An 18333-nucleotide genomic window follows, 5' to 3' on the forward strand; every position below is an offset into this window, starting at 1 on the left:
ACCGGGGCAATTAGGTTATGCTCTTTTTTTTGGATATGCAAATTGGAATCTTTCAGGGGACGGCAACGTTGGAAATGATGAGTGAGGAGTAGATTCAGCAAGAAACCGGTTTACAAAATCGGGTCGCCGTATTTGACTTGTAAAATTTTCTGAGCACTCTCGCCGAGGCGGAAATCTTTAATAATCGCTTCCCGGCGTTTGAGTTGTTCGGCAGTGCGGGTGTCCGTTTTCAGCATCGCTTCCATCTCATCCAAGCCGCGCCGCAAATCGCCTGCATGCCGGTAGGTAATCGCCAGCGTCAAAATCAACCCAATGTAAAAATCATCCGACCCTTCAGCATCGGTAATGCTGGTCTTGGCTTCCTGAATCGCTTGTCTTAAACGGACAATTTCCGCTTGATAAAAATCCGCGAATTCCCGCGACGCATTCACATAACGCCCGTTCAGCCATTTATAAATCAATTTCACATTCGGTGAAGCCGCGTGCGACAACTCTCCGTAAAATTCCCAGCGCGCATCGGCAACCATGAGTTCATAAATTTTATCGCCGTTTAAATCAGCAATTTTTTGAATCGGGGCAGCGGCAATCAACACCCCTTTATGCGCTTTGACCTGATAAATCTCAATCGGATTACACGCCCAGCAATTGCCGCCGCTTGAACTCTGGACAATGATTTCTTTCAGCCCGTCGCCGTTGATGTCCGTAGCGTTCAAGCGGTTCATTTCATTCAAAGCGGCAAAGGAAAAGAAAAATTCGGTGCGGCGAAAAATCGTCTTCGCGGTTTTGCCGTCGCTTTCAATCAGGCGAAATTCATAAGCGGCTTTGGGGTCTTGATGCTTGCCGCGTTCAAAGATTGCCGCCAGATGATGCGCGCCTGTCGGCTCCAAATCGGCTTCCAGAGCCTCTTTCAAGGTTAGCCCTTCACCAAAGAGTCGCTGGATTTCAGCTTGAAACGGGTCGCTGACTTTTGGCGACACTGGCGCGGTGTCTTGTTTGACCAGAGGAAAAGCGGGATGCGAAGAAGGCGCGCTGCCGCTCATCCATTGAGTGAACATTGAAACAACCATCAACATAAAAACCAATGAGCGCACGCAAGCTTTCCTTTCTATTCACCGAAGACACAACAATCAACTAGAGTTGAGGAAGCGGTCTTCGACCGCTTCCTCAACGTTGGTAATATCAATTGCAACCGCTAAACAAGAAACCCTGACAAAACCAATTGAACGGCGAACAAATCGCGGAGGCGTTTCTCTTTAACCTATCACCTACTGCTCTTTCATGGCGATGATCGCCATCATCTGCTCGTGAATCAATCCATTGCTGGCGATAATTTCAGGCACATAGGCGGAAAATTCGCCGCCCGCGAAATTCGTGATACGTCCGCCCGCTTCCTCGACAATCAAACTGCCTGCGACCATATCCCAGGCGCTCAAATTGAGTTCCCAGAATCCGTCAAAACGTCCGCAAGCCGTGTAACACAAATCCAATGCTGCCGCGCCATCGCGCCTCAAAGCCTGCGCGTTCATCGCAAAATTCGTCCAGTGTTCGAGGTTCGTTACCTTGGAGGTTTTGATGTCATAAGGAAAACCTGTGGACAGTAAGCTTTTCGATAATTCTTTAATATCCGACACCTGAATTTTTTTATTGTTGAGCCACGCGCCGCTGCCGCGTTCTGCGGAAAATAATTCTTCGCGCATCGGGTCATAGACGACGCCGATAATCGCTTTGCCCTGATGTTCAAGCCCAATGGAAACGCAAAAAATCGGATAGCCGTGCGCGTAATTGGTGGTGCCATCCAGAGGGTCAATGACCCAGCGATAATCCGAACTGGTTTCCGCCAAGCCGCTCTCTTCGGCAAGCACTTGATGGCGTGGGAAGCGCGTCGCGATACGTTCGCGGATTAAACTTTCGCTGGCAATATCGACTTCGGTGACGAGATTGATTTCGCCTTTATGAGAGATAGTGAAATTGGTATTGAGCCGGTCGCGCAACAACGCCCCAGCCTCTTTAGCCACACTGATGGCAAATTCGAGCATTCAAATTCCTTTCTTCTCAGGATACAGGATTCAGGATTCAGGATTCAGGATTCAGAATGAAGAAAGTATGAAGTATGAATGATGAACTGAAGGAATCGTTTCATTGTTCCGACTTCATCGTTCCGACTTCATACTTTCTCTCTTTTGACTCCAGACTCCAGACTCCAGACTTCTTTATTAGACTAACGAACTCGACAATCTTCTTTTCATACCAGAAACGATTCGTCGGGTCTTTGTCGCCGGTGATGAAACCGACGTGTCCGCCGTGCGTGGTATCGAGCAATATGACATTGGGGTTATCGTTGACCTCGCGACTTTCAAACGACACAAAGGGAATGAACGGGTCGTCTTTGGCATGAATAATGAGCGTCGGCACTCGAATGTCTTTGACGAAACCGATGGCGCTCGCCCGCTGATAGTAATCCGCCACATCGCGAAAACCCATGTGGCGCGAGGTATAGACATCATCAAATTTGCGAATCGTCCACACGCCCGCCAATTTCGTTTCGTCATATTTTTCAGGAAACAACCGCGCTTTGCGGCGCATACGATTCCTGAGACTGTAAATAAACCGCAGGTGATAAATGAAATTCGAGCGCATCTCGATGGCATCGGCGCAGATGGATAAATCAATCGAAGGTGACACCACGATGACGCCTTTGACTTCGGCTGGAACCGTCGCGCCGTATTCGCCCGCAAGCTTCATCACGATATTGCCGCCAAGCGAATAACCGACAACATAAATTTCTTTGAGCTTGTCCACCTCAATCAACTCTTTGATGATGGCGCGCAAATCGTCCGTGAGTCCCGCGTGATACAAAGTCGGCGTCAGGTGTTCGGTGCCGCCGCAGTTGCGATGATTGAGGCGTATGACGTTGAAACCGGCTGCCAGAGCCTGTTCTGCGGTTCCCAGCATATAACCCGAATCAATCGAACCTTCCATTCCGTGCAATAAAATGAGCGTCGGGCGGTTGGCTTTATCTTCCTGCCAGGAACAATCGCCCAGGACTTGCGTTGATGGCGCGACATCGAAAAAGCGCGGCGTCGCGAGCTTTGTGAGCAGCGGCGTGCGGCGGCGAATGAATGACCCGACGATGGTTTGCGCGTGCCCGTTCTTGATAGCCGGATGCGGCACAAATGGTGTGCGCTGGAGTTGGTCGATAATGTGTGCTTTATTCATAAAACAAATTTTGATTGTAGTGTGCGGCGAAGAACCTATCAAGGAAGGCAAAAAACAGTCAGTACCGCATCGCAATCATTTTGATGCCGGTCTCCTGTCAACCGAGTTTTGTCCAATTCGCCACCTGCCAGCCGCATTGCTCAGAATTTCCTGGTGTCATCGATTGCCCGTTTCACGGATTGAAACGGCGCGAATATATTCGCTGAAATTTGCCAAATGGATTTAATGATGGTTCGCTTTTATCGCCGATTCCCACAGGCGGCGCAATTTCAATCGCTGCTTGTCGCCAATTGGCATAAGATTTAGAATCGAATTCACGAAAACCATTGGAGATATTTAATGCCTGACAATCAACCTTTCAATCGCATCATTCTTGTTGTTTTAGACAGCGCGGGCATCGGCGAAATGCCTGACGCTGCGGATTACGGCGACGCCGGCGCAGACACCATCGGTCATACCTTGCAATCGCGAACGGTTCACATTCCGCATCTGCGCGAGATGGGACTAGCGAACATCAAACCGCTTGCCGTGCCCGGCATCTTAAATCCGACGGGCGTATTCGGGCGCGGCGCAACGCTGTCGAAAGGTAAAGACACGACAACCGGACATTGGGAAATGAGCGGCATCATCACCGCCAATCCTTTCCCGACTTACTTGCATGGTTTTCCGCCGCGCGTCATTGAAAAATTCGAGAAAGCCATCGGGCGACAAGTGCTCGGCAACAAACCGGCATCGGGAACCGAAATCATCAAAGAACTCGGCGAAGAACATATGAAAACCGGAAGCCCGATTGTTTACACCTCCGCCGACAGCGTCTTTCAAATCGCCGCCCACGAAGACATCGTGCCGCTCAAACAACTGTACGAATGGTGCGAAATCGCTCGCGAACAACTCACCGGTGAAGACCAGGTGGCGCGCGTCATCGCCCGCCCGTTCGTTGGCGAACCGGGCAATTTTCGCCGCACCGAAGCGCGCATTGATTATGCGATTGATCCGCCCGAAACCATGCTGTTGGACATCATTAAAGCGCGCGATTTGCCGGTCGCGGCAATTGGCAAAATCGGTTCGATATTCTGCCATCGCGGAACGACTGAGGAATTGCAGGCGGGCAACAATGAAGCGAGCATCGACCAGACGCTTCACGCGCTTCAAGAAACGCCGAGCGGATTGATTTTCACCAACCTTGTGGATTTCGATATGCTTTACGGGCATCGCAATGATGTGGAAGGTTACGCGAAAGCTCTGGAGCGATTCGATGAACGCTTGCCGGAAATTCAAGCGGCGATGAAAGGTGATGATTTATTGATTATCACTGCCGATCACGGTTGCGACCCGGCGGATATTTCGACCGACCACACCCGCGAATATGTGCCGATTCTGGCTTGGGGCAAGCACATTAAACACGGGGTTGATTTAGGCATTCGTTCGTCGCTTGCCGACATCGGACAAACCGTAGCCGAAAATTTTCACTTGCACCTCGCCGCCGGTCAGAGTTTTTTGAAAGAAATGATTTGAAGTTTGCAGTACAGTTGTCGTTTTTATATTGACGAACCTTCACCAAACCAAAGGAGGTTTTGATTATGCGTCTGAATATCGTAATTTCGAGTGCATTCCTTTTATTGCTTTGTGCCACCGCAAATGCCCAGTTGCCGACGCGACCGGATACGAATGGCGGACCTTCGACGATTAATCCGCGTTCGGTTCCGGTCAATGCGCCATCGGCGGTTGGCGATTTGAGTTTGCAACACATGGGCGCGGTCGAAACCTGGGCGGCGATTGCGCCGAGAAAAAATCTCGCGCCCTCAGTGACCCGCATCATCGGCAAAGATTTGCATCTGGCGCTATTCAACTTTCAAGAGAAGACCGGCAAACTCGAAAGCAGCATCGCTTTTCAATTGCGCCCGTTTGCCGATAAACAGATGGTGAAAATTCAGGTCTTCGCCGTCGAACAAAACGGCAAACCTCTAACCCGCGCCCCGCTTACTGACCCGCAATCCATCGCGCTTAAAAAACAGGGCGCGATTTTGCCATTCACCGTCGAAATGCAGGAAGGCGAATCGCTTGTCTGCGAAATCATCTTTCACATCAACGAGCAGGAACGCGGCAAAGCGCGCATCCGCGTCAGCAAAACCGGACTCGCTTTTGCCCCCGAAGAAAAACCCGACGATAAGAAAAAGCCTTAGCCGGTTGCGACATTGCTTTGGAGTGCGGCGACTGGTCGCCGCTTTTGCGTTGGTTGAAAAACCATTGCCGGTTCGTCACTCCTGAATCGGTTTGGTTTGAACGCCAAAACCGTAACCAGTGACCGCACTCCATAAAAAACGTTCGCTTTTCTATTTGTTTTTCCCGTTTTCGATTTGTCGAATCTTCAAATACACCGACATTGCCGCTAGGAAAATAAACGCTAACGACAGTCCCAATCCTTTATAGCGATTGCGCAATTCAACGAGCGCCTGCTTGCCTTCTTCGGTCTGTTTTTTCGCAGACTCGATAGCCGGGCTGACGGCGTTTGCCAGTGTCGTCGGCGAAAAGCTATGAACCACGACCCGCGCATTGACCAATTGATTGCGGGTTTCCTGCAATTCAAATTGCGGGCGGCTCACCTCCATCCCGGCTTTCGCGGCTTTCGTCAGTAACCCGTCGGCGTCATGAATTTGTTCATCCAATTCGCTAATCATTCCGCGCATAGTTGCCGCCGCCGCAAATCCCGCATCGCCTTGAGTGTGACAATTCACGCAAGCCGATTTGTCATTTGTGCCAATCAATTCATCGCTTGGCGTTTGAATTTCATGGTTACTGTGACAGACTGCGCATCCGGCTACGCCCATGTTTGCGAAAGCGTCGTTGTGTGGGCTTTTCTGAAACATTTCCGCTTGCCGCGAATGACAGGTCCCGCAAACATTCGCCACCGCGCTGACGCCCGGCGGCGCTGCGCCGTGATTGCCGTGACAATCGTTGCAGGTCGGAGCCGACAGGTCTTGTTTTTTCTGCAAAGCTTCGGCGTGTACGCTGTGATTATATTTTTCCAGTTGGTTGGTCGGAATGTCGTACCCGCGCATATAGTCGGCATTGGCATGACACCCGCTGCAAGTGGCAGCGACATTCAACGGATAGACCGGCGAGGTCGCGTCATTTACCGCCTTGATGCCGTGAAATCCATGACAACTAATGCAGGTCGCGGGTTTTTCATCGCCCTGTTGAACCCGTTTGCCGTGAACACTGGTGGCGTATTCATGTTCCTGATCGACACGCATGGTCGGATTGAATTTTTTCATGAACTCGGCATCGCTGTGACATTTGCCGCAAAATGCCGCCATCTCTTTAGGCTTGGGTTTGGCAATGAACCCTTTGCGCGGATTCATTGCCAGTTCCGGCGCAAACTGTGTCGGATCGCCGCCGTGACAATCGGCGCAAGATAAATTGTGCTCCGCATGCACATCCTTTTGCATGGCTTCGACGGGATGGGCTAAGGCTTCGCCCATCTGCGTGTGACATTCGACGCAACTGTTTTTCTCTTTGGTTGCGGTGGTATTTGCCGTGTCGCTTTCAGCCTTTGCGCCCTGAGTCAGCGCCCATATGATGGCGAATAAAATCAAAAACAGTAAGATCACAATGATTTTGAGACGACGATATGGTTGCTGTGTATAAAAGATTTTTTCCAGATAATGCGATTTCATGCGTCCCCCTAAGCCAGATAACCCCAAACTGTCATGGTGATGATGTAAAGCAAAATGATGACGCCGAGGATGGTGAACAGGCGATGGTTTTTGCCGTTTACCGCCTTTCTATCGAGGAAGGGAACCAGCATCCAAAACATTCCGCCGATACCAAACGCGAGTGCGCCGAGAACTTCGCCGTCCATAAAACCAATTTTTGCCGGAAGCAGTTTGAGGGTTTGAAACATGAACAGAAAAAACCATTCCGGTTTAATGCCCGCCGGCGCGGGCGCAAAGGGGTCGGCTTTCTCGCCCAATTCCCAGGGAAAAATCGTCGCCAGCGAAATCAAGGCGGCAAATACCAACAGCCAGCCGAGCACATCGCGCAATAAAAAGTTGGGCACGAATTTCATGGTCGGCAACTTTTTGCTCTCGAATTTTTTCGGCACACTCATGCCTTGCCGTTGCACGAACAGGATGTGTGCGACCAGCAACAAAAGCGTGATTGCCGGAAGAACCGAGACGTGCAATCCGTAAAACCGCGTGAGCGTCGCGCCGGTCACTTCATCACCGCCGCGCAAAAACCGCAAAACCAATTGCCCGATGATGGGAACCACTCCGGCGATTTCGGTGCCGACTTTGGTGGCGAAATAGGCAAGTTTATTCCAGGGCAACAGGTAGCCGCTGAAACCAAACCCCAGGATGATAAAAAACAACAAACTGCCCGACACCCAGGTGAGTTCACGCGGGGCGCGATAGGCTTTCAGCAAAAAGACGCTGAACATATGCACGAACATGGTGAAGATCATCAAATTGGCTGACCAGCTATGAATCGAGCGAATCAACCAGCCGAATCGCACATCCGCCATGATGTATTGCACACTTTCAAAGGCGGTTTCGGCTCCCGGTTTGTAATAAAACAGCAACAGCACGCCGGTAATCATTTGCACGGCGAAGAGAAACAGCGTCATGCCGCCAAAGTAATACCAGATGGTGTGGCGATGTAGCGGGACTTCTTTTTTTTGCGCCAGTTGTTTGAGCGTTTCGATGCCGACGCGGTCATCGAGCCAGGTGAGCGTATCGCTTTGCAAGGTTAATTTCATGAGTTACCCCTTTGAGACAAAGATTTCATCGCCGCGAACCTTGACCTCGAATTGTTCAAGCGGTCTGGGCGGCGGACCCGCGATGTTTTTGCCGTTCAGGTCATAACGCCCGTTGTGACAGGCGCACCAGATTTCCTGGCTGTCTTCGCGATATTGCACAGTGCAATTCAGATGGGTGCAGGTGGCTGAAAAAGCGCAGACTTCGCCGCTGGCTTTTTTGACGATGATTCCGGGTTTGGTGCCGAATTTGAAAATCTTGCCGGTGTTGGCTTTCAACTCGCTGAGCTTACCGGCAACAACGCTGGCTTGACTGGCTTCGACAACTTGCGGGGGAATCAAAAATTTAATAATCGGATAAAAGATTGACGCAAAGGTTGCGCTGAAACTGGTCAGTAATAAACTGTCAATGAACCTGCGTCGTTGTTTTGACGAAGGCACAATCTCTTTCGGGTTATCTGATAAACCCGCCGCTTCGTGGATGTCAGCGGATAATCGTACAACTTCTTTCATACAAATAGGCTCCTGAAAAAATATTAGGGGTATCTCGTGTTCGCCTTACCTCACATTGAGGAATGCCTCGAATTTGGCTAAAGCCAGAGGAAGCAGGGAAGCAAAGGCTTTAGCCAAATTTCAAAAATAGCGGCTGATTATTTTTTTAAGGTGCGAATATGCGCGACCAGTTGTTGAATCTGTCCGGCGTCTAAACTTTTAGCGAACCCCGGCATTTTGGCTTTGCCATTGGCAATGATGGTGTTGATTTGCGCGTCGCTCTGCTTTTGCACTTCGGCTGCGCCTAAATCATGCGCGCCCATCTTTTTACCCATTTCGGTGCCGCTGCCGTCGGCTGCATGACAGGCGGCGCATTTCGCTTTGAAAAGACTTGCGCCTTCACTCACCACAGGATTTACCGCCTGCGATTGATGCGGAAAAAATATGTCGACGGTTAAAGCAAGTAGGGCTGCGAATGTGACTATCGTTTTTTTATTCATTGAACTTCCTCCGAAAAATTTGAATTGGCGTTTTGCTTAATAGCTGAATGCGTTGTGATTTTCTCCGTGACAGTTCAAGCTACAACTGCCATTCCTGAATCCGGTTGCCCGGTATTCCAATAAGCCTCTGGAATTGGGGGCGACAATGCTCAAATCGAAATTGATCAAATGTGAATTGTTGACCGTGTTGCCGCCATTGATACCGTGGGCATCGTGACAGACCGAACACGACGCGCCGACTTCAACAATGTGTTTGCGGTGTTCGCTGAAACTGCGGTCATTGACGATGCTGTTCAAGTCATGACATTTATCGCAAAGCGCATAAGCGGCGGTCGAATAAGTGATTCTCGGAAAATCGCCGCCGGGCGTTGCAGGCGGCGTGTTGTAAGAATAATTGCGCTCCAACAGATGAACGAGGTTCGAGCCGTGCGTGCCTGCGGGCGCGGTTCCGGTTCCGAGATTTCTTCCGAGATTATTGTTATGACAATCCGAACAATAAATTAAACTGCCGGGCGACAGCGGTCGTCCGGGAAGCGGCTGTCCGTTGCTGCCAATCACAGCCGTTCGCAAACTCGGCACTTCGCCATTGGTTCCGGTGGAAAGTCCTCGCGGATTGATGACCGGATGAAAAGAGACGCTTGATAAAAATTCCAGACGTTTATTGGCTACGCTTGGATTGTTTTGATTTACCAAACGGTCAGGCGCGCGCCCGAAACCGATGTCGGAACTCATGGCTTGCGGTTTGTTGGCGCTGTCAGCGTGGCATTTCAAACAGATTTCATACTCGAACTGCGCGCTGTTGGTGCCAAGCCCCGATGACGTAAACCCCTTCACATTAAATAAAGCGCCGCTCACCGATGGCGGCGAAGCGGTTTGCGCGTTTGCCGAATGTGAATTGTGACAATCGGCACATTCGACGTGCCGCGCCGCGCCCGCTGCGGTTTCGGGAAGCGGGAAACTCGCCGAATTTCTCCCTTCGGAAGCATCGTGAACGGATGGCGTGAGGTTCACCGGATGGCGATAAATTTTATTCTGAAATTCCGCTTGAATATTTTTGTTGCTGTCGGCAACCGTGCCGTTATGACATTTGTAACAGGCATTCTCTTCATTGAATTTCTGCAAACGCCCGGCAAAAGCCGATGTGTGCGGACGGTGACAGCTTTCGCAACCGTTATTCGCAACCCCCGTATAGCCGGTGTGCGCGCCTTGCGTTGCGGTGTATCGCGCGTCATCAAGCGCGCTCGCCGGTTGATAATGCGACGAAGTGTTCCAGCCGGTGTTGGTGTGGCAACTCAGACAAAGCGCCGAACGCAGATTGGCTTTAACCAGAAATTTGCCCATCGTTGCATCGAGATTTTCGACGTGCGGGTCGTGACAGGACGAGCACTGCACTTTGCCAAGTCTGTCCAAACGCACACGGTCGTTTGGCGGCGGGTTCTGCACTTCGGAACCCACGACGGGCGTAAAGGAAAACGGATGATCGTCGGCAAAGCCTGTGCCTTTGTGAATGTTGGACGCCGAAGATGGCGGCAGGGTGTAGTTGCTGCCTTGCACGAAAGGAATCAAGCCGTTATTTATCGTGTCGCCCATGGCAATCGTGCCGTCGTGACAGCTTAAACAGAGTTTCGATGAATCGGCATTGGTCATCTGACTCATGGTCGCGCGCAAAGTCGTGCTGCTATAGAGTTGATAAGCCGGGACGTTGGAATTCTGGTGATTCCACAACGGCGTTGCCGGATTGGCGTTGTGCGGCGTGTGGCAAAAAATGCAGGCTTTGTCTTCAGTTGTCGAACGAATGGTCGCCGCGCTCTGCACCGTAAAATCATGTTTGGAATTGAAGATGAGCGATTTCGAGTTTTGACTATGAACCGTTCCGTCGAACGCAAAAAATAGCCCGACGCCGACGCTCAGTATGACGCAAAGTTGAAGCAATTTTCGTTTTTCCATAGTCGTTGGTTATTTTCGCGTAGCGTTGCTCTCTTTTAAGTATTTGAAAACCTGTATGCGGCGATTGTAGGAATCCGCAACATAGACATTGTCGTCGGCATCGATGTGTATGGCGGTTGGTAAATAGAATTCGCCTCTATGCGAACCGGTCTCGCCAAATGCCATCAGAAAACTGCCGTCCCGGTCATAAATATTCACAACATCGTGCAAGCCTTCGACGACATAAATGTGCCCTGCGCTGTCCATCGCAACACCTTTCGGTTTATCCAAATCGCCATAACCGTCGCCGCGGCGTCCAAGGGTCGAAATGAATTTTCCATCTTTATTGAAAATCTGAATGCGGGCATTGAAAGTATCGGTAATCAAAACTCTATCGCCTTTGATACAGATGTGAGTTGGATAATTGAATTCGCCTTCGCCTGCGCCGCGTTTGCCGAATTTGAATAACCCGGTGCCTTCAAGCGTCAAGACATCGACTTCGCCTTTGACGGTTTCGACAACATAGAGCCGCCGGGTCTGTTTATCGATGGCAATTCCCGAAGGTCTGTTGAACATGCCTTCATCTGCGCCAAGTCGTTTTTGAAATTTGCCGTCGCGGTTGAAGATGAAAATTTTTCCGCTAGCCGAATCGGCTGCGTAGATATTGTCTTCGGCGTCAATTGCGACGGCGACCACGGAAATAAATGGGTCTTTGTTGGAGGGTTCTTTGATAGAGAAATATTTTTTTTCCTGCGCATCAAAAACGTGTACGCATCGCGCTTTGGGGTCAGCGACGATTAAACGATTGTGACTGTCTGTTGTGACTCCGTAAGGTGAAACCAGAAAGGCATCGGTTTCCTCGAAGCCGACAATTTTTTTCACCAGGCGTTTGAGAAACGATGATTGTTTGAGTTTCAAATCCTTGGGTGAAGCGATGCTGTTTAAATATTTAATGCGCGGCGTATCGGGCGCAGCGGGCCAATACAACTCACTGCTATCGCGGTTGTCCGCAACAATATTTGCCAGCGAACCTGAAAAAAAGATTAAAAGCAGCGCGCCAAGAAAAATCAGCGTGATGAGCGCCTTCGCTTTTTTTACGTTATCGAATTTCATCTGCCTGCCTTTAATTAAAAAATTCTGAACGGACGCGAGACCCGGAAAAAGTAATACGTGCGGTCGCGCATCAATAAATTCTGGGTGTCCTGTTGTTGAATCAACGCCCCTGCCATGACCGTAAATTTGCCGAGTTTGTAAGTGATAATGACATCCAACTGCTCGCCGAAAACATTGTTGGTGACGATGAAATATGCCTGATCTTTGAGATAGCGGACTTCGATATCGAGGTCACGCGCGGGTTTGACACGAGCAAGCCCCAGGGTGAAGGTTCCCGAGGTTTTCAAAAACGGGTCACGAATCAAGGTATCGGTCGGCAACACGATGAACATCCGGCTGGGATCAACGACAAGCGTTGAAGTGAACACATCGCGCAATCCTAGATGGTGGTTGCGCGAATAGAGCAGGGTGAAAATTCGATGGTCAAGCCCGGCTGAATAGGTCAGTTTGCGAAAATCTTCGCGCCCGCGATTGGTCAAATAGGTCACGGTGTTTTTGCCGATGGTGGCGTAGAGTCGCAAACTGCCACGCGGTTGCGTTTCGATTTTTCCGTTAAGATACTGGTCGGCAAAAAAACCGCCAATCTGAAAAGTGTCCGGTCGAAACGAATAGTTGTAATCGGCGGAAACCAGAATATATTTCATATCGCCGACGCTCACGCCTGCTGAATAATTATGAAATTCAATATTGCGGTCATGATTGAAATTCGATTTGGCATATGCCAAGCCTTCGAGCACGCTGGCGCGGGTGTCGATGAATTTCACGCGCTTGTTCCAACTGACGGTTCCTGAAACATCGAGCAGGCGAGTGGCAAATTCATTCAACGGATGCGGCGATTGAATGAAACTCGCGCCGGTCGCGCCGCTCACGGTAATTTCGGGTCGCAGACGATAGGTCGCCTGCGTGCCAATCGCATGAAAAGAATTGGTGAAGTTTTCAGTCGGTTGCAAACGCGCGGCGCTCGTTAAATCGCGAAAATTATTTGCTGCACTGAAGGTCGACTGTGAATCCAAGCGGTTTTGCAAAGCTTGTTGTAAACGCCTGCCTTCTTCGATAACCCGTTGTCTTTCGGCTTCGAGAAAATTGGTTTCGATTTTTTGTCGTTCAAGGCGTTGGGCTTCCATCGGCGACAGGTTCGGCGATTTGGCAGCATCGCGATTGGCTGCGACAACTTGTCGGTCTGTAGAAAGTTCGGCAATGGTCGCGCTTGCGGTAAGGGCGCTTGCATAACTGTTGTTGCGATAATACTGATGATAAATTCGGGTGCTCAGTTTTTCCGTATGCGCGGTCAGTAAATCGCTTTGCATATTGAAAAATGAGAAACCTTGTTTCGGGCGCGTCGGGTTTTCTAAAAAATGCAGATTTTCAAATGACGAATTGATATAGAGGTTGGATTTTTTTGCCACCGGTCGCCGCGCATCGAAACGCAACAAATGCAAATTGGTTCGCAAATCGGTAATCCCTTCGTCCGAAGACTGGCGATGGTAACTTGAATTGACATCCCACCCTTTGAGTTTATCGGCTACGTTTGTGGTGAAATTTCTGGCGTGGCTTTTAAATGCCGAACTGGTTAAAAACCGTGTGTCATAATCGGTGTCATCAAAATTGACAAACAAACGCGGATATTTCGCTAGTCGCAGTTGCCAATCGAATCCGATACTTTTGCGCCCCGATGATGCATTGGTAATCTGTTTTTCGAGATAGTTGCTGTCTTGCTTATTGAAATGAAAGCGAAACGGATAAGGCGAAGTCGGCAAAAAATCGACGTTCACGCCGAGACCGGTGATGCCATAGCGCGTATCGAATTCATCGAACGCGCCTTTGTTGCGCGTGAACCCGCCATCGAATGACAGCTTCAAAAAACGCGGGTCAATAATGTAGGTGCCGAGATGTAAATCCAACCCGAATCCTAAATCGCGCGATTGATTGCGAACGTCGTTGTCGGACGATGTGACATTTTGGGTTTGCGCGTGAACCTTGGATTTTGAGTAACTCAAATTCAACGTGCCGCTAAGTTCCACTTTTTGCTCCTGCGCATAAATGGTTGTGGTCATCCCAAAGATTAAAAATATGAAAAAGGTTTTGGATAATCGGCTTTGCATAATCACCTCGTTCATTGCTCGTTGACATATTCGATTTTTGCGGCGGCTTTGAGGTCGTTGATAAATTGCACCAGCGTATCTTTGCGGCGTTTTTCAACGAGGGCATTTCTTATCTTGTCTTTCACTTCATCGAATTTCAGCAACCGTTCACTCTGGCGGTTTTCAACTTTGATGAGGTGCCATTCCTGAGCGATAAATACCGGCGTCAGCAGTTCTCCGACTGGCGCTGCGAAAACGATAGTTTCTAATTCGGCATTCAATTGCCCCCGGTGAATTTGCCCGTAATCGCCGCCCATGACGCGGTAATCATCTTCTGAATATTTGTAAGCGACTTCGGAAAAGGTTTTGCCGCTTTTAATGGATTCGTAAGCCTCATCAATTTTCTGTTTGGCTGCCGCTTCGTTGTTCGGACGATGTTTGATGACGATGTCATTGAGATGAAGCGAAGGCGGCACGGTGAATTTGTTTTTGTTCGCTTCGTAATACTTTTTTACTTCAAGGTCAGCAACTTTGGCTTTGTCTTCGATTGCTACCTGATGAATTTTTCTAAGCAATAAATCTTTTTCGATGCGTTGGGTAAATTCGCTTTCGCTGATGTGGTCGGCTTGTAAGGCTTCTTGAAAATTTTTCTCGGTTTTATAGCGGGTTTTGATTTTCTGGATTGCCTCAGCCAAATCTTTTTTAGCGACGCGCAACCCCAGGGCTTTGGCTTTTTGATAAGCGAGTTCGCGGACAATCAATTCATCGAGTGCAGTGTTTCTGAGGTCATCGCGTTTCTTGCCGTTCATGCTTGAATGCGCGGTTGGCGAAATCAGAACTTTGTCGAGTTCTTCTTCAAGCTCGCCTGCGGTAATGCTCACCCCGTTGACCGTCGCAATGACCGCTTGGGCTTCGCCTTCGGACAGCATCTTGGAGGGCGCAGCGATTGGCGCGGCGGTTTCGCGTTTGCTTGCCGGAAAGGAAAAAGCCGATTTTTCGGTATCGGGGTTATCAGGCGAGCGCGGCGCGAAAGGTTTGGTGACACTGGCTTCTTCAGGCGGTTCGCTTTTGGCGCGGGTGATTTCGCTTACCAGAAAGAATGCGCCGACCATTCCGAAAATTAGCGCCACGATGATCATTGAAACGGTTTTCATTTTATTCATAACCAAACTCCCGAATTCAGGTTTGCCAATAGAGGCATAAACAAACGGCATTTATGCCTCTTTGGGTTGATTACAATCCGTGACAAGTCAGACACAAAGAACTGGCGTTATCGGTGATACGCAGAAATTTGCCTCGGGAATCATTGTGCGGATTGTGACAGGTGGCGCATTCCAACCGTCCGCTGACATCTGACGGTTGATCTTTGAACAGCGGCAAGGTGCCAACATAAGGAATTCTCACGCCGGTTCCTTCGGTTGGCGACTTTAAGCCGCCATCTGCGGTTGCCAAAGTGACGCTGTAAACGAAATCAACCGGATGGTCATTGGAAAGACCTCCCGGCCCGCCGATGACCGGCGCAGTAACCGAACCGGCTCCTCCCATCGCAGGTGTAACCTGATAGAAAGATGCCTGGGTAATGGTTCCGTCGTGACAACTCAGACAAAGCAGGGTCATGTAGGCAGCGTCTTTGGTGCCGCTGGCGGCGCTGGGGTCGCGTATCGTGCCAGCGCCATCAAAAGATGAACTGCTGTAGGTGGCATAAGGTCCGGGTTTGACCTGCACGTTCCATAACAACGGCGGTTGATTGGCAATGACGTTGAATTTATGTGGAACGTGGCAATAATCGCAGACCGCTGTGCCCCCTGCGAATTCGGTATGCAGATCGTGGTCGGTGCCGACGACGGTTTGTTTGCCCCCGTCACCGGCAAATTGTCCGTAAACGTATCCGCAGAACATGAACATGAAAACTACTAACAGAGCTTTTTTCGCCCTCATAGAATTACCTCCTGATTGGGGGTTATTATTGAAAAAATACTAGGAACAAAAATCAGCTATCGTCGGGAATTCGGGTTAACTCCAAGCATCACCTCCTCTTGAGTTGCAAATCCGCATCGGAAAATTCGGGCGATGCATTTATTTCCCACCTAAAAACTGGAACATCTGAATCCGGCGATTGATGCTGTCGGCGACATAAATGCGGTCGGATTTATCGATGAAAACCCCCGTCGGTAAGCGAAAAAAACCCGGCTCCGCGCCATAGCCGCCGACAAACAACAACAGTTGTCCCTCACTATTGAATATCTGGAAATTGCTGAATGAAGCATCAACGACATAAATGTTTCCTTCGCTGTCGAGCGCGATGCCTTTCGGGCGGTCAAACATTCCGTACCCGGTTCCGTGTTCGCCGATGCGCTTGATGAACTTGAAATCTTTGTCAAAAATTTTTATGCAGAAATTCAAAGTATCGGTGACATAGACGCGACCTTGTTTATCGATAGCGACGGCGGTCGGGAAATTGAAGGTGCCTTCCGCTTCGCCGCGTTTGCCAAAAGCCACGCCGTTATCCAATTGATTCAATTCGCAGGCAAAAACTTTGTGGCCCTGCGAATCAACGATGAACAAACGATTGCGCATATCATCAATCGCCAAGCCTGCGGGATTGATGAGGGTTTCGTTACCGATGCGACTGACCGCGCCGATCAACTCGCCTGCCGGGTTATAGACCATGACCCGTTTCAATTTGGTGTCTGAGACATAAACGTTGTCGTTTTTATCGATGGCAATGCCGTAAGGGATTATGAGTCTGCCGCGCCCCTGAGTGCCCAACAGGTTCATTTTTTTGGTTTGCAAATCGAAGATAAAAACCGAGGCTTTCAGGGTATCGACCACATAGATGCGCCCTTTGGAATCGACGGCAATCGCCGAAGGTCTGGTCATTGCCATGACATTGCGCGCCTCTTCTTCGTTGATGAGTTTTTTTAGCCAGCCTTTTTTCTTGGGCGGTTCAACGTCTTCGTTGCTGGCAATCGCGCCGAGATATTTGACGCGGGGTTTTTCCGGCGGCAGCGGCCAAACCATCTCTGCGACTTTAGGCTCGGCTTTCTTTGATGATTCAACGGCTTTCTTTTGCGCTGCCAGGGGAGTGAACGCAAAAATCAGCGATAGAAAAACGCTCAGCCCACAGAAACCGACTTTTGGAAAAATAGAATTTCGATGATTCATCTCGTCATCTCTCCTTATGACATTTGTCGCAAAGCTGTTGCCCGCGCAGGTCTTGTTGAAACATTTGCTGATGGTTGCCGAAATGCGGATTGTGACAACTGGTGCAGGACATCTTTTTATCTTTTTGCGAAGGGTCAGCGACATTCATCGTCGGATGCCCGATATAAGGGTGTCCCTTGCCTTCGCTATTCAACATGATTTTTTTCGCCTTACTCAGATAATCGGGGTTAATCGTCGTGTCTGCGAAAATCAGTAAATCGCCGTTGGCTTGCGCTTTATGTTTGAAATTGGCTTTGTGACAGGCAACGCAGAGCGCGTCTTTATCGGTTTTCAACAAGGTCGGAAAATCCGCAGCGTGCGGATTGTGACAGATTTGACAACCCAAATCGTTTATCGGCGCGTGGGCAAATTTCTTTTTGCTAAAGTCTTCCTGTTTATCCGCGTGACAGGTGAAGCATAAATCGGGACTCTTGTCGTTTAACAGCCTGGGGTTTTCCGAAGCGTGCGGATTATGACAACTGAGGCAATCGGTCTCGGCAGCGAGGTGTTTGATTTTTTTATTTGCCAGCGCCTCTTTTTGTTCGCTGTGACAGGTGTAACAGAGTTCATTACCCTCGGCGATGAGTTTGACTTCGGCGGTGTCCTGATTCTCTTTGAATTCGTGACAGGTGTCGCAACCTTCGGCGACCGGATGAACATTCGCGTGTTTGATTAACGCGGCGTGACAAGCCTGGCAATCAGCTTTGCCGATTTTTTTATGTTTAGCAGTCGAAGTAGCAGCGACGCGGACGAAGGCTCGAATGGTTGACGCGGCATTGATGGCAGAGGCTTTTGACAGCGCACCGATGGTTATCCACCCCAGTGCGCTAATGAACCAAATGCCAATCAGCGTGGCTTTGATATATTTGAAGACAGACATAACCCCTCTTAGACACACCCCTTCTTACTCGGCAAAATCCGGCATTGCCTTCTTGGTGAAATAAGGTGTGGATAAACTACGAACCTACTGCCATCCGGCAGGCTCGTGTGCGGGTAAATCTGTCTCGGTAATGTGCCTTAATTTTCAGGTTGTGGCTGAATAAGG

At 49.7% G+C, this 18333-nt stretch carries 16 protein-coding genes; 2 read left to right on the plus strand and 14 right to left on the minus strand.

Annotated elements, in window-relative coordinates; all coding sequences use genetic code 11:
* Positions 1–110 precede the first annotated feature (110 nt).
* The 3 genes from AB1757_17265 to AB1757_17275 all read right to left on the minus strand — a co-directional run bounded on the left by AB1757_17265 (position 111) and on the right by AB1757_17275 (position 3216).
* A complete protein-coding gene (locus AB1757_17265) occupies positions 111–1055 on the minus strand; it encodes a hypothetical protein (protein MEW6128790.1) in 945 nt (314 codons plus the stop codon).
* A 210-nt stretch (positions 1056–1265) separates the two neighbouring features.
* Positions 1266–2036 (minus strand): inositol monophosphatase family protein, encoded by a 771-nt coding sequence (locus AB1757_17270; protein MEW6128791.1) that lies wholly within the window; start codon positions 2034–2036, stop codon positions 1266–1268.
* Positions 2037–2136: 100 nt separating this feature from the next.
* A complete protein-coding gene (locus tag AB1757_17275) occupies positions 2137–3216 on the minus strand; it encodes an alpha/beta fold hydrolase (protein MEW6128792.1) in 1080 nt (359 codons plus the stop codon).
* A 339-nt stretch (positions 3217–3555) separates the two neighbouring features.
* Between AB1757_17275 and AB1757_17280 the strand changes: the two genes are divergently transcribed.
* Positions 3556–4731 (plus strand): phosphopentomutase, encoded by a 1176-nt coding sequence (locus AB1757_17280; GenBank protein ID MEW6128793.1) that lies wholly within the window; start codon positions 3556–3558, stop codon positions 4729–4731.
* Between the two features lie 65 nt (positions 4732–4796).
* Complete coding sequence (locus AB1757_17285) at positions 4797–5399, plus strand: hypothetical protein (protein ID MEW6128794.1); 603 nt, start codon at positions 4797–4799, stop codon at positions 5397–5399.
* Positions 5400–5549: 150 nt separating this feature from the next.
* Here AB1757_17285 and AB1757_17290 read toward each other — a convergent pair whose 3' ends face one another.
* The 11 genes from AB1757_17290 to AB1757_17340 all read right to left on the minus strand — a co-directional run bounded on the left by AB1757_17290 (position 5550) and on the right by AB1757_17340 (position 18168).
* On the minus strand, positions 5550–6893 hold the full coding sequence (locus AB1757_17290; protein MEW6128795.1) for a cytochrome c3 family protein: 1344 nt from the start codon (positions 6891–6893) through the stop codon (positions 5550–5552).
* A gap of 8 nt (positions 6894–6901) precedes the next feature.
* Positions 6902–7975 carry a cytochrome bc complex cytochrome b subunit gene (locus tag AB1757_17295; GenBank protein ID MEW6128796.1) on the minus strand — a complete coding sequence of 358 codons (1074 nt, stop codon included), beginning with the start codon at positions 7973–7975 and terminating at the stop codon, positions 6902–6904.
* Positions 7976–7978: 3 nt separating this feature from the next.
* Positions 7979–8485 carry a Rieske (2Fe-2S) protein gene (locus tag AB1757_17300; GenBank protein MEW6128797.1) on the minus strand — a complete coding sequence of 169 codons (507 nt, stop codon included), beginning with the start codon at positions 8483–8485 and terminating at the stop codon, positions 7979–7981.
* Between the two features lie 137 nt (positions 8486–8622).
* Entirely contained in the window at positions 8623–8964 is a 342-nt protein-coding gene (locus AB1757_17305; protein ID MEW6128798.1) for a cytochrome c, read from the minus strand.
* A gap of 36 nt (positions 8965–9000) precedes the next feature.
* The gene (locus AB1757_17310) at positions 9001–10911 is read right to left on the minus strand and encodes a cytochrome c3 family protein (protein ID MEW6128799.1); all 1911 of its coding nucleotides are present in this window, start codon (positions 10909–10911) and stop codon (positions 9001–9003) included.
* A gap of 9 nt (positions 10912–10920) precedes the next feature.
* Entirely contained in the window at positions 10921–12003 is a 1083-nt protein-coding gene (locus AB1757_17315) for a 6-bladed beta-propeller (protein MEW6128800.1), read from the minus strand.
* 14 nt (positions 12004–12017) lie between these two features.
* Positions 12018–14105 carry a hypothetical protein gene (locus AB1757_17320; GenBank protein ID MEW6128801.1) on the minus strand — a complete coding sequence of 696 codons (2088 nt, stop codon included), beginning with the start codon at positions 14103–14105 and terminating at the stop codon, positions 12018–12020.
* Between the two features lie 11 nt (positions 14106–14116).
* Positions 14117–15247 (minus strand): peptidylprolyl isomerase, encoded by a 1131-nt coding sequence (locus tag AB1757_17325; GenBank protein ID MEW6128802.1) that lies wholly within the window; start codon positions 15245–15247, stop codon positions 14117–14119.
* 70 nt (positions 15248–15317) lie between these two features.
* Complete coding sequence (locus AB1757_17330; protein ID MEW6128803.1) at positions 15318–16022, minus strand: cytochrome c3 family protein; 705 nt, start codon at positions 16020–16022, stop codon at positions 15318–15320.
* A gap of 138 nt (positions 16023–16160) precedes the next feature.
* Entirely contained in the window at positions 16161–17249 is a 1089-nt protein-coding gene (locus tag AB1757_17335) for an SBBP repeat-containing protein (protein ID MEW6128804.1), read from the minus strand.
* Between the two features lie 4 nt (positions 17250–17253).
* Entirely contained in the window at positions 17254–18168 is a 915-nt protein-coding gene (locus tag AB1757_17340; GenBank protein MEW6128805.1) for a cytochrome c3 family protein, read from the minus strand.
* Between the last annotated feature and the right edge of the window lie 165 nt (positions 18169–18333).

This window comes from Acidobacteriota bacterium (assembly GCA_040754075.1).
Classification (GTDB): Bacteria; Acidobacteriota; Blastocatellia; order UBA7656; family UBA7656; genus JBFMDH01.